Here is a 14,399-nt window from a genome sequence, read left to right as displayed (position 1 = left end):
CGCCCGGGGATTCCTCCCCACCGGCGGCCAGGTGCTGCAGGTATCCGAACCGTCCGGCGCCGGCGTGCGGGTGGACTCGTCGCTGCTGGCGGGCACGGTGGTCGGCAGCGATTACGACCCGATGCTGAGCAAGGTGATCGCCTACGGCGAGGACCGCGACGAGGCGCTCGCGAAACTCGACGCGGCGCTGGCAAAGACCGCAATCCTGGGCGTGCAGACCAACATCGAATTCCTTCGGTTCCTGCTCGCCGACGAGCGGGTGCGCGCCGGCGACCTCGACACGGCGCTGCTGGACGAGCGGGTAGCGGACTTCGCGCCGCGGCCCGCCCCCGACGACGTGCTCGCCGCCGGGGGGCTTTATCGCCAGTGGGCGCTGGACCGTCGCGCCGCGGGCAACCTCTGGGCCGCGCCGACCGGATGGCGGGTCGGGGGTGCACCCGCTCCCGTGCGGACCGAGATGCAGACGCCGCTGCGCAGCGACACCGTGTCGGTTTGGGGGCCACCCACCGACGCCCGGGTGCAGGTCGGTGCGGGCGAGATCCATTCCGCCACCGCGCAAGTCGACGAGGACCGCATGGACGTCACGCTGGACGGGGTGCGCCGTGAATATCGCTGGGCGGAGGCCGACCGACACCTGTGGATCGCCGACGATCGCGGAGCGTGGCACCTGCGCGAGGCCGAGGAACACAAGATCCACCGCGCGGCCGGTGGGCAGCAGGCCGAGATCCTCAGCCCGATGCCGGGCAGCGTGATCGCGGTGCAGGCCGCCTCGGGTGCCGAGGTGTCCGAGGGCGACGTCGTGGTGGTCGTTGAGGCGATGAAGATGGAACACTCGCTCTCCGCGCCGGTTTCGGGACGAGTGGAGCTCCTGGTGTCCGTCGGCGATCAAGTCACCGTCGACCAGGTACTGGCCCGGCTGGTGCCCGAAGAGCCCGAAGCAGCAGCCGATTCGAGTAAGGACGAAACATGACGACATCCATTGCCGCGGGAACGCTTCCCAAGGAATACGAGGATCTGCGCGACACGGTGGCCGAGTTCGCGCGCACCGTGGTCGCGCCCGTCTCGGCCAAACACGATGAGGAGCACAGCTTCCCCTACGAAGTCGTCGCCAAGATGGGCGAGATGGGGTTGTTCGGCCTGCCGTTCCCCGAGGAGTACGGCGGCATGGGAGGCGACTACTTCGCCTTGTCGCTGGCGCTCGAGGAACTCGGCAAGTTCGACCAATCGGTGGCGATCACCTTGGAGGCCGGCGTCAGCCTCGGCGCGATGCCGATCTACCGCTTCGGCTCAGAAGAGCAGAAGAGCAAGTGGCTGCCGGACTTGACGGCCGGCCGGGCGCTGGCCGCGTTCGGGCTCACCGAGCCGGGTGCCGGTTCCGATGCGGGCGCCACCCGGACCACGGCGCGCCTCGACGACGGGGAGTGGGTGATCAACGGCTCCAAGCAGTTCATCACCAACTCCGGCACCGACATCACGAAACTGGTCACCGTTACCGCGGTCACGGGGACGATCGGTGACGGCAAGAAAGAGATCTCGACGATCATCGTGCCCAATGGCACACCGGGATTCACCGTCGAACCGGTTTACAGCAAGGTTGGCTGGAACGCCTCGGACACCCATCCGCTGAGCTTCGCCGATGCCCGCGTCCCGGAGGAGAACCTGCTCGGTCCCCGCGGCACCGGCTACGCCAACTTCCTGTCCATCCTGGACGAGGGCCGCATCGCGATCGCCGCGCTGGCAACCGGCGCCGCCCAGGGTTGCGTCGACGAGAGCGTCAAGTATGCCAAGGAGCGCCAATCGTTCGGGCAGCCGATCGGCTCCTATCAGGCGATCAGCTTCAAGATCGCCCGGATGGAAGCGCGCGCGCATGTCGCCCGCACTGCTTACTACGACGCGGCGGCAAAGATGTTGGCGGGCAAGCCCTTCAAGAAGGAGGCGGCCATCGCGAAGATGATCGCGTCGGAAGCGGCCATGGATAACGCCCGAGACGCGACCCAGATTCACGGCGGATACGGCTTCATGAATGAGTACCCGGTGGCGCGGCACTACCGCGACAGCAAGATCCTCGAGATTGGCGAGGGGACCACCGAAGTTCAGTTGATGCTCATCGCGCGATCGCTGGGGCTGTCGTGAGCGACAAGTCAATCCTCCAGCGCGGACTGTGGTTCGAGGAATTCGAGATCGGCACGACGTACCTGCACCGGCCTGGCCGCACCATCACCGAGGCCGACAACGTCTTGTTCACCACGCTGACGATGAACACCCAGTCGCTGCACCTGGACGCGGCGTGGGCCGCCGAGCAGCCGGGCTTCCGGGGCGAGCGGTTGGTGAATTCGATGTTCACGCTGTCCACGCTGGTCGGGTTGTCGGTGTCGCAGCTGACGCTGGGCACCATCGTCGCCAACCTGGGCTTTTCCGAGGTGTCATTCCCCAAACCGGTCTTCCACGGCGACACGCTGTACGCCGAGACGGTATGTACCGGCAAGCGCGAGTCGAAGAGCCGGCCAGGGGAAGGGATCGTCACGCTCGAGCACACGGGGCGCAACCAGCACGGTGACGTCGTGGCGCGGGCGATGCGGACGACGCTGGTTCAGAAGCGGCCGGACGGGGAGGAGTCCCGATGAACCTGCATGCTGCCGGTCCGGGCTGGCTGTTCTGCCCGGCGGACCGTCCCGAGCGATTCGCCAAGGCGGCGGCCGCGGCCGACGTGGTGATCCTCGACCTGGAGGACGGCGTGGCCGAGGCGGACAAGCCCGCCGCGCGCAAGGCGCTGCGCGAGACCCCGCTGGATCCCGAGCGCACCGTGGTGCGGATCAACGCGGCCGGCACCGAGGAGCACGGCCTCGACCTGGACGCCCTGGCCGAGACGCCCTACACGACCGTGATGCTGTCCAAGACGGAATCGGCCGCGCAGGTTTCGGCGCTTTCGCCGCGCGACGTCATCGCGCTGATCGAGACGCCCCGCGGTGCGGTCTTCAGCACCGAGATCGCCGCCGCGGAGGGGACCGTCGCCATGATGTGGGGTGCAGAGGACCTCGTCGCGGCCCTGGGTGGCAGTTCCAGCCGCCTGGCCGACGGCACCTACCGCGACTTTGCCCGCCACGTCCGGTCGACGGTCCTGCTGGCGGCGTCCACCTTCGGCCGGGCCGCCCTGGATGCGGTGCATCTGGACATCCACGACGTCGAGGGCTTGCGGGCCGAAGCCGCCGACGCCGTCGCCGTGGGTTTCCACGGAACCGTCTGCATCCACCCGACTCAGATCCCGGTCGTGCGCGACGCCTACCGTCCCAGCGAGGAGAAACTCGACTGGGCGCGAAGAGTATTGGATGCGGCGCGCACCGAGCGCGGCGTTTTCGCGTTCGAGGGCCAGATGGTGGACTCGCCGGTGCTCAAGCACGCGGAAATGCTCGTGCGCAGGGCGGGGCAGTCCGCCGCCGGCTGAAACCGCGAAAGCAGTGTCACCGGCGATATTCGGAAGTCCTCTGATGGCTGGAGCCTGCGGCTGACCCGCCACCTGGCCGTGCTGCCGCTGGGCGCGCGACACGTTCGCGATCACCGCGGTCTGTTCTCATTCGAGCGCATAATGGTGGGTACGCCAGTGTCGCGGCGAGCGAAGCCTTTCGGGTAGCTGGCGATCGGCTTCGGCTCGCGGTAGGTCCCGGCTGAGCTTTTGCTGTGGCCCTGCGGCACCGAGGTAGGGAGACGGTATGGCGATGGTGCCCCAATTGCCGATGACCGTCGATCTCGAGCCCGTGCAACTCGTCGCCGCCGACGGCACACCGACCCGAGAACCCCGGTACGGCCGCGACCTTCCGGCCGAGACGTTGTGCTGGCTCTACGAAATGATGGTCGTCACGCGCGAGCTGGACACCGAATTCGTCAACCTCAAGCGCCAGGGGGAGCTGGCGCTGTTCGCGTCCTGCCGCGGTCAGGAGGCCGCCCAGGTGGGCGCGACGGCGTGTCTGCGCAAGACGGACTGGCTGTTTCCCCAATACCGGGAGCTCGGCGCGTACCTGGTGCGCGGCATCCCGCCCGCTCACGTGGGCGCGGTTTGGCGCGGAACCTGGCATGGCGGACTGGAATTCACCAAGAAGTGCTGCGCCCCGACGTCGATCCCGATCGGCACGCAGACCTTGCACGCCGTCGGCGCCGCGATGGCCGCGCAGCGTCTCGGCGAGGATTCGGTGACGGTGGCCTTCCTCGGTGACGGCGCCACCAGCGTCGGGGACGTGCACGAGGCGCTGAACTTCGCCGCCGTGTTCGCGACGCCGTCGGTGTTCTTCGTGCAGAACAACCAGTGGGCGATCTCGATGCCCGTCCACAAACAGACCGCGGCACCGTCCATCGCGCACAAGGCAATCGGCTACGGCATGCCGGGAATCCGGGTGGACGGCAACGACGTGCTGGCCTGCTACGCGGTGATGGCCGAGGCGGCCGCCCGCGCCCGGACCGGCGGTGGGCCGACCCTGATCGAGGCGGTCACCTACCGGCTCGGACCGCACACCACTTCCGACGATCCCAGCCGCTACCGGACGCAGGACGAGGTGGACCGGTGGGCCGCACTCGACCCGATCCCGCGTTATCGCACCTACCTTCAGCACGAGGGCCTGTGGTCGATCCGCTTGGAAGACCGAGTCGCCGCCCGCGCGAAACGGATGCGCGCGGACCTGCGGGACGCGGTCTTCGGCGCACCCGATTTCGACATCGACGAGGTGTTCACCACGGTGTACGCCGAGATGACGCCCGGGTTGGAGTCGCAACGCCGACAGTTGCGAACCGAACTGGGGAGACGCGAATGACGCAGCTCGCGGACCGTCCGGCCAGCTCCGACGAAACCCTCGCCGCCCCAGCGCGCGGCGTCGCGCAGTCGCTGACCATGGTGCAGGCGCTCAACCGTGCGCTGCACGACGCGATGGCCGCCGACGATCGGGTGCTGGTGTTCGGTGAGGACGTCTCGGTCGAGGGGGGAGTGTTCCGCGTCACCGAAGGGCTGGCCGAAACCTTCGGCGAGAAACGCTGTTTCGACACGCCGCTGGCGGAATCGGCCATCATCGGGATCGCGGTGGGGCTGGCGCTCCGCGGCTTCGTGCCGGTGCCGGAGATTCAGTTCGACGGCTTCTCCTACCCCGCCTTCGATCAGGTGGTCAGCCACCTGGCGAAGTACCGCACCCGCACCCGCGGCGAGATCAACATGCCGGTGACCGTGCGGATCCCATCCTTCGGCGGAATCGGTGCGGCCGAACATCATTCGGACTCCACGGAGTCGTATTGGGCCCACACCGCCGGCCTGAAGGTGGTGGTTCCCTCCAGCCCGTCGGACGCCTACTGGCTGCTTCGCCACGCGATCGCCTGCCCGGACCCGGTGATGTACCTCGAGCCGAAGCGGCGCTATCAGGTGCGCGGCACGGTCGACACCGAGCGGCCCGAACCGGCCATCGGCCGCGCGATGGTGCGCCGGCCCGGCTCCGACGTCACCGTCGTGACCTACGGCAGCTTGGTCAGCACCGCGGTTGGCGCCGCGGAAGAGGCCCAGCGCCAACGCGGTTGGAGCCTGGAGGTCATCGACCTGCGGTCACTCGTTCCCCTGGACTTCGACACCGTCGCGGCGTCGATTCGCCGGACGGGGCGTTGCGTGGTGATGCACGAGGGCCCGCGCAGCCTCGGGTACGGCGCCGGATTGGCCGCCAGGATTCAAGAGGACATGTTCTACGAGCTCGAGGCGCCGGTGTTGCGCGCCTGCGGGTTTGACACTCCGTACCCACCGGCCCGACTGGAGCGGCTGTGGCTGCCCGGACCCGACCGGCTGCTGGACTGCGTCGAGCGTGCGCTGGAAATGCCATGAGCGCCGAGATCAGGGAATTCCGGGTTCCCGACCTCGGCGAGGGATTACAGGAAGTGACTGTGACGCGCTGGAACGTCGTCGCGGGCGACGATGTCGAACTCAACCAGGTGTTGTGCTCGGTGGAGACCGCCAAGGCCGAGGTCGAGCTGCCCAGCCCCTACGCCGGGCGAATCGTCGAAACGCACGGTGCCGAAGGCGATGTGCTGGACGTGGGGGCGGTGCTCGTTCGCATCGACATCACACCGCTCAACAACGACACCCCCCCGACGGAAGGGGCGCTGCCGACACTCGTCGGTTACGGGGCGGACGACGGCATCGACGCCAGCCGACGGACCGGCCGCCCGCTCGCCGCCCCGCCGGCGCGCAAACTGGCCAAGGAACTGATGGTCGACCTGCGCTCGCTGCAGCGCGATCCCGACAGCATCATCACCCGAGCGGACGTGCTGGCGGCGGCCAACCAGAACGGGGCCGACGTTCGGCCGGTTCGCGGCGTGCAGGCCAGAATGGCCGAGAAGATGACGTTGTCGCACAAGGAGATCCCCGCGGCCAAAGTCAGCGTCGCGGTCGACTGCACCGAACTCATGCGGCTGTCGAACCGAACGCCGGCGGACCAGAAGATCACGCCGTTCGTTCTGACGATGCGGTTGCTGCTGATTGCGCTGCGGCACAACGAGATTGTCAACTCGACATGGGTCGACTCGCCCAACGGCCCGCAGATTCGGGTCCACCGGCGGGTGCACCTGGGATTCGCAGTGGCCACCCCGCGCGGCCTGCTGGTCCCGGTGATCACCGACGCGCACGACAAGACCACCCGCGAACTGGCAACTCGGGCAGCCGAGTTGATCGGCGGCGCGCGGGCGGGCACGCTGACGCCGGGGGAGTTACGCGGCTCCACATTCACCGTCACCAACTTCGGGGCGCTCGGCGCCGACGACGGCGTGCCGGTGATCAACCACCCAGAGGCGGCGATCCTGGGGATGGGCGCGATCAAACCGCGCCCCGTCGCCGTCGATGATCGGGTCGTGGTGCGCCAGACGATGACACTGACGTGCGTCTTCGATCACCGCGTCGCCGACGGCGCACAGGCGGCCCGGTTCGTCACCGAGCTGCGGGATCTGGTCGAGTCACCGATGACCGCGCTGCTCGACCTCTGAAGGCTCAGGAGTGCGGCGGTACGGGGCACCAGAACAGGCCGCAGTTGAAGCTGGGCGCGTGCGAAGGCGGCGGGGGCGGGTAGTGCGGCGGGTTGTCGGTGTCCCAGCATTGATTCCAGTACTTGTTCTCGCCCCATGCCGGGTTCCACGGCTGGTTCGGGCACCAGTACACCTGCGGTGCGGGAGCCGGCTGCGCCTGGGCGATCCCTTCGGTCAGAGCTGATCCGGCCGACGCGAGGCCGCTGACCAGCAAGGCCCCGGCGGCAATTCGGGTGAGGGTGCGGTTGATCTCCACTTGCATGTCCTTCGCTAGGGCGCCGGGTCTGCCGGCCTCTTCGTAGCAAAGCACACTTTGGTCGAGTCGCTACCGATCCCAACCTGCGAACCTGCGACGGTGCTACCGGCGTTGCGCCGCGGCCAGTCGTTGAGCGAATTCCGGCGATTGGATGGAGTACGCCTGCGGGCCGAGCTCCGTGCGCATGGCGAAGACGTGCTGCTCGTAATCCAGCGATCCCGGGCTGATGGTCGCACGCATCGTGGCCTTCGTCGCCAGCACCACCTCGCGCGGGGCGGCCGCGGGCCCCGCGGCCAACTCCATGGCCGCGGCAACCGGATCGTCGGCGACGGCGAGCGCCAAGCCGTGGCGCACCGCGGACTCGGCGTCGAAACGCATGCCGAACAGCAAGGCCGCGCGTGCGACCTGGGGGCCCACCGCCCGCTGCAGCATCCAGGTCGCGCCGCCGCCGGGGTGCAATCCCAGCTGCTGGAATCGCGCGTCGAACAGGGCTGCCGGGCCCGCGATGCGCACATCGGCGGCCAATGCGAGGTTCAGACCCGCGCCGACGGCCGCGCCGTTGACGGCGGCGATGGTGGGCAGCCGGCAGCCACCGATGGCCATGAAGCCGTCGTAGAGCTGCTGCAGGCCGGTCTCGGCTTTGTCGCCGCCCGCGGCGCCGAGCGCGCTGAGGTCCGCGCCCGCGCAGAAGGCCTTGCCGGCGCCGGTGATCACCACCGCGTGCACCTCAGGATCGGCCTCGGCCTGTTCGACGGCGGCGCGGAGGCGCGCCGACATCTCGGCGGTCACCGCGTTACGCCGGTCGGGGTCGTTGACGGTGATCAGCGCGACGCGATTGTCGACGGTGGACAAGACGGGCTCGGATCGGGCCATCGGCACCTCCGCGGCTTGGGGTTTGACGGGTCCGGGCACATACGGATGCTGCGACTCCGGGCACGGTAAGGGTACTGCGCCGCCTGCGCAGGCATGGTCGTCGGTGCGCCCCTTTGCTGCGCTCGAGTCAATTAACGAAATCGTATTGCGTCTGCCCGCCGGTGATTTGCTTAACCGGGAGGACGCGAGTGCCATTGCGGCCCGGTCGAGTTTTCGAAGAATGGTTGCGCGACGCGATTGCGTTTTCGTTCGGCGGTGGGTGTTCTATCCCGCGTGTTTGATTACATGGCGATAATTAAGTGGCTTAATGGTGAAACTGCCTCGCCGCCGGATCCCTCGCCGGCGGCCTCACCCAGCCTCGGGCCGTGCCAGCTTCTTGGCCAGCTGATCGAGCGCCGCTTGGCGACGTCGCACCGCACATACACGTTGGTCCCGCAGCGTCCCCTGCATCACCGTCTTTGGCAGCGTATCGTGCCGCAGCCTGGTGTTCGCGTAGTGGATTGCGGCATCGATCATTTCGATGTAACGCTCCGCCTCGTCGACGGCACACGTCCCCTCGATGCGCTGCACCTCGTCCCAGCACGGGTACGACGAGTACCTGGCATCGAGCCGTTGCTGTGATACCTGCAGACCGAAGTAACGGCGCCAGTCTCGGCTCAGCCACCCCCGCGTCTTGACCTCAACTTTGATCCTATTGCCAAGGCCGGCTACGAACTTTGGTTCGCCAACTCGCACCACCGGTTGCCAGTCGTCCGACGTCACATCGACCACCCCTCGAATAGAGACGCCCTAAGTCATGATCCCCCTGCAGGCGTCATCTGCTCGCACGACACGCCAATTGTTATTCCTTAGCCGTCCAATTGGCAAACTCTGGGCGACGACGGCGCGGCGGCACTTGTTAAGAGCCATTTACGCCGCTGTGTATTCCGGCGGGGCGACCGGGCGCGTGGGGGCGTCAAGGAGCTTTTGAGAATCTGCCAAGGCCTACCGCCGATGCTGATGCCGGGCTGCACAGAAGGCCCAACCCATCCAAGGCATCGACGGCAGGAGCGCCCCATGCGAACCGTGGCGGAGAAGAACACGGACAAGAAAATCGGTTACATCCGCCTGGGGATTGTCTCTGCCGTGATCGCCGCCCTGATCGGGCTCGGTCTGGCTCTCATCGCCGCGAACAAGCCTGCGGCGGGTCACCCGTGTTCCATGCGGAATGTGACCTCCAAGGACGCCAGCGGCCATATGGTGTCGTGCGACCGCGCGACCGCCAGTAAGCGTGACCTCGTCTGGCAGCTCGCACCGGCGTCGTAGCGGTGGCCAGCGGTTGCACACGGCCCGTGTGATGGACGACGCTGGGGTGGGCCGGTCCGGTGCACGCTGACGAGGGGATGCGCGATGGCGAAGGTTCTGTTCGTGGTGACCGGCGCGAGCTACTGGACACTCAAGGACGGCACGCGGCATCCGACGGGCTATTGGGCCGAGGAATTCGCGGCCCCGTACCGCGAGCTGACCGGCTCCGGTCACCAGGTCGTGGTGGCCACACCGAAAGGCGTTGTCCCACACGTGGATGTGATGAGCCTGCGTCCGTCGATGGCCGGCAGCGAAGAGATCGCCCTAGAGCTGGAGGAGATCCTGCGATCGGCTGAGGAGTTGCGCCGCCCCATCGAGCTGGCCAGCGCCCGGGTCGACGATTACGACGCCGTCTACTACCCGGGCGGGCACGGCCCGATGGAGGACCTGTGGCAGGACGCCGACTCGGGCCGGCTGCTGATCGCGGCGCTCGCTTCCGGCAAGCCGCTGGCCATCGTCTGCCACGCGCCGGTCGCCATGATGGCTACCCGGCGAAACGGGGTTTCACCGTTCGCCGGCTACAAGGTCACGGCCTTCACCAACGACGAAGAGGACGGCGTCGGGCTGCTGGAAAAGGCGCGGTGGACGGCCGAGGACGAGCTGGTGAAGATGGGCGTCGACTTCTCGCGTGGCGAACGCTGGAAGCCCTACACGCTGAAGGACCGCAATCTGTTCACGGGCCAGAACCCCGCCTCCGCTGGGCCTTTGGCTAAGGAGTTCATGAAGGAACTCGGCTAGGGAGTGCCGGCGCCCCCGGCGTTCCACTTTCGCGCGGCCTAGCGCGGGTCCACACTTGGGGAATGACGGTATGTGATTGCAACGCCGACGTGCTGACCGCACCGCCCTCGCCCTGGGCGTCGACGTCGCTGCGGGTGGCGTGAGGGTGTCCGAACCGGAGCGGGGCGGCCCGCTGAGAGGCCTCTCGGACATCCGCGCGTTCTTCCACACGAACAAGGTCCCGCTGTTCTTCGTCTCGCCGACGCCGTTCAACCTGCTCGGCGTCGACCGCTGGATACGAAACTTCTTCTACCTGACCTACTTCGACTCGTTCGAGGGCACCCACTCGCGCGTGTTCGTGCCCCGGCGACGCGACCGGCGCGATTTCGATTCCATGGACGACGTCTGCAGCCACCTGCTGTCCGATCCCGAGACGCTCGAGTTCATCGCCGGCAAAGGTCCCGGCGGCAAGTGCTGCTTTGTGATGATGAACGAGGAGATCCAGGCCCTCGCCCGGTCGGCCGGCCTCGAAGTCATGCATCCGCCGATCGAGCTGCGCAATCGGCTGGGCTCCAAGATCGTGATGACGCGGCTGGCCGACGAGGCGGGGGTGCCCAGCGTGCCCAACACGATCGGGCGGGCCGGCACCTACGACGAACTGTTGGCGCTCGCGGAAGGCTCCGGCTTGGGAGACGACCTGGTCATCTCGATCGCCTACGGCAACGCCGGCAGCGGGACGTTCTTCGTGCACGGTCAGCGCGACTGGGACCAGCATGCCGGCGACCTGGTCGGGCAGGACCTCAAGGTAATGAAGCGGATCCGCAACGTGGAGGTGTGCCTCGAGGGCGCCGTGACCCGCCACGGCACCGTGGTCGGACCCGCGATGACGAGCCTCGTCGGATATTCGGAGCTGACGCCGAGCCGCGGCAGCTGGTGCGGCAATGACATCTGGCACGAGGTGCTGCCACCCGCCCAGACGCACGCCGCGCGGGAAATGGTGACAAAGCTCGGCGACGTCATGCGCCGCGAGGGATACCTCGGCTACTTCGAGGTGGACCTGTTGCACGACCTCGACTCCGACGAGCTCTACCTCGGCGAGGTGAACCCACGCCTGAGTGGCGCCAGCCCGATGACGAACCTGACCACCGAGGCCTACGCCGACATGCCGCTGTTCCTCTTCCACCTGCTCGAGTACATGGACGTGGACTACGAGCTCGACATCGACGAGATCAACGCGCGCTGGGAGCGGGGCTACGGCGAGGACGAGGTCTGGGGCCAGGTGATCATCACCGAGACCTCGCCGGACATCGAGATCTTCACCGCGACGCCGCGGACCGGGGTTTGGCGCCTCGACGACGAAGGCCGGGTTTCCTTCTCGCGCACCGCAAACGACTGGGCCACGCTGCTCGATGGCTCCGAGGCTTTCTACATGCGGGTCGCGGCGCCCGGCGACTTACGGTCCGAGGGCGCCCAACTCGGCGTGCTCGTCACCCGCTCGCACCTGCAGACCGACGACTATCAGCTGAGCGACCGCTGCCAGCGCTGGGTCAAGGGCATGAAGGCGAAGTTCACCTCGACGCCCCTGACGCCGGCCGCGCCGATCGTCTCTCGGCTCGTCGCGCGCGCGTGAGCGCCCCGGCCGGTATCTCCCTGGACAACTGGCTGGCGGCGCCCTATTCGCATTGGTCGTTCCAGCATGTCGAAGATTTCGTGCCGACGGCGTTGATCCCGCGCGGGACGGGGCCGGTCGCCGCGTTGCCCGCCGCCGGCGCTCCGGTGGCCGAGATCGGCCTGGCCGGGACCGACGGGTCGGCCACCACCGTCGGCGCGGTCATGGCCGCCACGGCAACCGACGGGTGGGCCGTCGCCCACCGCGGGTCGCTGGTGGCCGAGCAGTACCTCCACGGCATGGCGCCAAACACCCGGCACCTGTTGTTCTCGGTGAGCAAGTCGCTGGTGGGCGCCGTCGCGGGCGCGCTGCACGAGGCCGGCGCGATCGAGCTTGACGCGCCGGTCACGGCGTACGTTCCCGACCTGGCGACGTGTGGCTACGCCGGTGCGACGGTGCGCCACCTGCTGGACATGAGGTCGGGTATCAAGTTTTCCGAAAACTACGACGATCCGGCCGCCGAGATTCACCTGCTTGACCAGGCGATGGGGTGGGCGCCGCGGCGGAACGCGGATGCTCCCGCCACGTTGCGTGAGTTCCTGCTGACGCTGCGGCAGAAGTCGGTGCACGGCGGCCCGTTCGAGTACCGCTCGTGTGAAACGGACGTACTCGGCTGGATCTGTGAGGCCGCCGGCGGACAACGCATGCCGGAGCTGATGTCGGAATTGCTGTGGAGCCGCATCGGCGCCGAGTACGACGCCACCATCGCCGTCGACCCCGCCGGCACCGGTTTCTTCGACGGCGGCGTCAACGCCTGCCTGACCGACCTGATCCGGTTCGGTTCGCTGTTCCTGCGTGACGGGGTTTCGTTGACCGGCCAACAAGTGGTGCCGGCGGCGTGGCTCGCCGACACCTTCGACGGTGGGCCCGACTCGCGGGAGGCGTTCGCCGCCAGCCCCGACCACGACACCGACCTGCCCGGCGGGATGTACCGCAACCAGATGTGGTTCCCCTACCCGGGTGCCAATGTCGTGTTGTGCCTGGGCATGTGCGGCCAGATGGTCTACGTCAACCGGGCGGCGGAGGTGGTCGCCGCCAAGGTGTCCACCCAGCCCCACTCGCACGAGCCGCACATGTTGGACACGTTGCGCGCGTTCGATGCGGTGGCGAACGAACTGGCCGGAGTCACCGATTAGTACCCGCCGTCCCCGTCAGGTGTGGACGATAAAGCCCGCTTCGGTGTAGGGAGCGGGCTGCGCGGGATCGTTGACCGTGATGTACACGTCGCCCCCCGTCGGCATGACGAAGCCGACGAATCCATGCGCGGTCTGCCCGTCGTGCAGGCCGCCCGATTGCAGCGGGGGCATCTTGTCGAACCTCTGGAAGTCGACCGCAGGCGTTGCCGGTTCGGGCGCATTGTCGGGATGAGTCATCGGCTGGTCGCCGCCGCCGTATCCGGCGAAGACGTGATCGCGGTCGAATTGGAAGAACTGATGGGACGTCGCGGTGACGGTCAACTCCACTACCGTGCAACCGGGGTCAGACGCCGGATTCGCAAAATGAGAGGCGCACCCGGGCGGTAACCGCGTCGCACTGTCGACGGTGATGTCCGCGGTCGCACCGTCGGCCGCCCGCGCATGCGCGGGCACTCCGAGCTGACCGATCGGAAACGGTGGATTCTCGGGCGCGGGGTCGGCCGAACCGACGGGACACGAGTATGCGGCGATCGCCACCGCGACCGCGGGTGCGGCAATTACGGATTCCGCGCGCACCCTCGGTGGTTACCCGCAACGCCGCCGCACCAAAACGCCTCTGACCAGTCGTCTGGCCGGCACCAATTAGGAAGTTTGACCTCGGGCCGGAACTGAGCCGTCAACCATCAGCCGAGGTCATACCGGTCGGAGTGCCCCCGGCACGACTCGAACGTGCGACCTAGGGATTAGAAGGCCCTTGCTCTATCCACCTGAGCTACGGAGGCAATGTGCAGGTCAGTCTATTCCAACGGCGTGTCGCGCCACGACTCGCCGCCGCGGCGCGCGTGAAAAGCGTTCGCGCACCGCATGTATCGGCTATGGTTGGGACCCTCGACACACGTAGAACACCGGCCGGTCATCGGCCGTTCACCGCAACGGAGCGTGTGCATAACGTCGAGGGGTGGCGTTGTTATGAGCGTGACCACGCACTTGACTTCACGGTGCTCGTGGGCCAGTAACCAGGCCTCACGCCTGGCGGCCGATGCGATGGACGCCTACCGGGCCGGCACGCTGTTGCTGCGCGGCTCGCCGTTCGCGCTGGGCTGTCTCGCCGGCTGGCTGTCCACGGAGTTTCCCCCGCACGTCCTGACCGGCCACGCGCTGTCGCGCGTCTCGCACCCGTCGATCGGCCGCGTCGGCGCCGCCTGGGCGGCGCAGCGGGCGGATCGGGCCCTCACCTCCGCGCTTGAGGAGTCCTTCGGCCCGGACTTCCGCGAGCAGGTGTGCCACCCGGGCGCCACCCAGCCCGTCTGCGCCCCGCGCGGCGGCATGCTGGGCCGGCCCGGGCCGCACCGCCGCTACGCCGCGCAGA

The 14,399-nt window shown here is 67.9% G+C and carries 15 protein-coding genes, 1 tRNA gene and 1 pseudogene; 12 read left to right on the top strand and 5 right to left on the bottom strand.

Translation table 11 applies throughout. The annotated features are described in order from the left end of the window. The 7 genes from A9X05_RS07660 to A9X05_RS07630 form a co-directional block, all read left to right on the top strand. Positions 1-970, top strand: a 970-nt coding sequence (locus tag A9X05_RS07660) for a biotin/lipoyl-containing protein (protein WP_304442441.1), incomplete at its 5' end; no start/stop codon positions are given. Next, positions 967-2,133: an acyl-CoA dehydrogenase family protein gene (locus A9X05_RS07655; protein WP_067780424.1), complete on the top strand. Its 1,167-nt coding sequence runs from the start codon at positions 967-969 to the stop codon at positions 2,131-2,133. The genes A9X05_RS07660 and A9X05_RS07655, both read left to right, overlap by 4 nt. Then, positions 2,130-2,624 (top strand): MaoC family dehydratase, encoded by a 495-nt coding sequence (locus tag A9X05_RS07650; protein ID WP_067760573.1) that lies wholly within the window; start codon positions 2,130-2,132, stop codon positions 2,622-2,624. Before A9X05_RS07655 ends, A9X05_RS07650 begins: the two co-directional genes overlap by 4 nt. Continuing rightward, entirely contained in the window at positions 2,621-3,442 is an 822-nt protein-coding gene (locus A9X05_RS07645) for a CoA ester lyase (protein WP_067780421.1), read from the top strand. Before A9X05_RS07650 ends, A9X05_RS07645 begins: the two co-directional genes overlap by 4 nt. A gap of 265 nt (positions 3,443-3,707) precedes the next feature. After that, positions 3,708-4,799 carry a pyruvate dehydrogenase (acetyl-transferring) E1 component subunit alpha gene (gene pdhA / locus A9X05_RS07640; protein WP_067760577.1) on the top strand — a complete coding sequence of 364 codons (1,092 nt, stop codon included), beginning with the start codon at positions 3,708-3,710 and terminating at the stop codon, positions 4,797-4,799. Continuing rightward, positions 4,796-5,842, top strand: a complete 1,047-nt coding sequence (gene bkdB, locus A9X05_RS07635; RefSeq protein ID WP_067780418.1) for a 3-methyl-2-oxobutanoate dehydrogenase subunit beta — start codon at positions 4,796-4,798, stop codon at positions 5,840-5,842. Before pdhA ends, bkdB begins: the two co-directional genes overlap by 4 nt. Beyond that, positions 5,839-6,996, top strand: a complete 1,158-nt coding sequence (locus tag A9X05_RS07630) for a dihydrolipoamide acetyltransferase family protein (RefSeq protein ID WP_067780416.1) — start codon at positions 5,839-5,841, stop codon at positions 6,994-6,996. Before bkdB ends, A9X05_RS07630 begins: the two co-directional genes overlap by 4 nt. 4 nt (positions 6,997-7,000) lie before the next feature. Here A9X05_RS07630 and A9X05_RS07625 read toward each other — a convergent pair whose 3' ends face one another. The 3 genes from A9X05_RS07625 to A9X05_RS07615 form a co-directional block, all read right to left on the bottom strand. Then, a complete protein-coding gene (locus A9X05_RS07625) occupies positions 7,001-7,291 on the bottom strand; it encodes a hypothetical protein (RefSeq protein ID WP_156736541.1) in 291 nt (96 codons plus the stop codon). Between the two features lie 102 nt (positions 7,292-7,393). After that, positions 7,394-8,164, bottom strand: a complete 771-nt coding sequence (locus tag A9X05_RS07620) for an enoyl-CoA hydratase (RefSeq protein ID WP_067780410.1) — start codon at positions 8,162-8,164, stop codon at positions 7,394-7,396. A gap of 348 nt (positions 8,165-8,512) precedes the next feature. Further along, positions 8,513-8,926 carry a hypothetical protein gene (locus A9X05_RS07615; protein ID WP_067759614.1) on the bottom strand — a complete coding sequence of 138 codons (414 nt, stop codon included), beginning with the start codon at positions 8,924-8,926 and terminating at the stop codon, positions 8,513-8,515. A gap of 294 nt (positions 8,927-9,220) precedes the next feature. On the opposite strand from A9X05_RS07615, the gene A9X05_RS07610 reads away from it, so the two are divergent. From A9X05_RS07610 to A9X05_RS07595, 4 genes are all read left to right on the top strand, one after another. After that, positions 9,221-9,469, top strand: a complete 249-nt coding sequence (locus A9X05_RS07610; protein WP_067759609.1) for a hypothetical protein — start codon at positions 9,221-9,223, stop codon at positions 9,467-9,469. A gap of 84 nt (positions 9,470-9,553) precedes the next feature. Further along, entirely contained in the window at positions 9,554-10,246 is a 693-nt protein-coding gene (locus A9X05_RS07605) for a type 1 glutamine amidotransferase domain-containing protein (RefSeq protein ID WP_067780406.1), read from the top strand. 139 nt (positions 10,247-10,385) lie between these two features. Beyond that, the gene (locus A9X05_RS07600) at positions 10,386-11,855 is read left to right on the top strand and encodes a biotin carboxylase (protein ID WP_067780404.1); all 1,470 of its coding nucleotides are present in this window, start codon (positions 10,386-10,388) and stop codon (positions 11,853-11,855) included. Continuing rightward, entirely contained in the window at positions 11,852-13,030 is a 1,179-nt protein-coding gene (locus A9X05_RS07595) for a serine hydrolase domain-containing protein (RefSeq protein ID WP_067780400.1), read from the top strand. The genes A9X05_RS07600 and A9X05_RS07595 overlap by 4 nt, the downstream gene beginning before the upstream one ends. Before the next feature lie 15 nt (positions 13,031-13,045). On the opposite strand, the gene A9X05_RS31985 is transcribed toward A9X05_RS07595, so the two are convergent. After that, positions 13,046-13,357 carry a hypothetical protein gene (locus tag A9X05_RS31985; RefSeq protein ID WP_082970912.1) on the bottom strand — a complete coding sequence of 104 codons (312 nt, stop codon included), beginning with the start codon at positions 13,355-13,357 and terminating at the stop codon, positions 13,046-13,048. A 381-nt stretch (positions 13,358-13,738) separates the two neighbouring features. Further along, positions 13,739-13,812, bottom strand: a tRNA-Arg gene (locus tag A9X05_RS07585). A gap of 187 nt (positions 13,813-13,999) precedes the next feature. On the opposite strand from A9X05_RS07585, the pseudogene A9X05_RS07580 reads away from it, so the two are divergent. Continuing rightward, a pseudogene (locus tag A9X05_RS07580) lies at positions 14,000-14,399 on the top strand (alpha/beta hydrolase); the annotation flags it as partial.

The sequence above is a fragment of the Mycobacterium sp. E3298 genome, from assembly GCF_001666895.1.
Classification (GTDB): Bacteria; Actinomycetota; Actinomycetes; order Mycobacteriales; family Mycobacteriaceae; genus Mycobacterium.
This window is presented reverse-complemented; position numbering and strand designations above follow the sequence as displayed.

Excerpts from the sequence above, each read along its gene's own strand:
- A9X05_RS07610 (WP_067759609.1), top strand. The coding sequence starts at position 9,221 with ATGCGAACCGTGGCGGAGAAGAACACGGACAAGAAAATCGGTTACATC.
- bkdB (WP_067780418.1), top strand. The coding sequence starts at position 4,796 with ATGACGCAGCTCGCGGACCGTCCGGCCAGCTCCGACGAAACCCTCGCC.
- A9X05_RS07655 (WP_067780424.1), top strand. The coding sequence starts at position 967 with ATGACGACATCCATTGCCGCGGGAACGCTTCCCAAGGAATACGAGGAT.
- pdhA (WP_067760577.1), top strand. The coding sequence starts at position 3,708 with ATGGCGATGGTGCCCCAATTGCCGATGACCGTCGATCTCGAGCCCGTG.
- A9X05_RS07630 (WP_067780416.1), top strand. The coding sequence starts at position 5,839 with ATGAGCGCCGAGATCAGGGAATTCCGGGTTCCCGACCTCGGCGAGGGA.
- A9X05_RS07645 (WP_067780421.1), top strand. The coding sequence starts at position 2,621 with ATGAACCTGCATGCTGCCGGTCCGGGCTGGCTGTTCTGCCCGGCGGAC.
- A9X05_RS07620 (WP_067780410.1), bottom strand. The coding sequence starts at position 8,164 with ATGGCCCGATCCGAGCCCGTCTTGTCCACCGTCGACAATCGCGTCGCG.
- A9X05_RS07605 (WP_067780406.1), top strand. The coding sequence starts at position 9,554 with ATGGCGAAGGTTCTGTTCGTGGTGACCGGCGCGAGCTACTGGACACTC.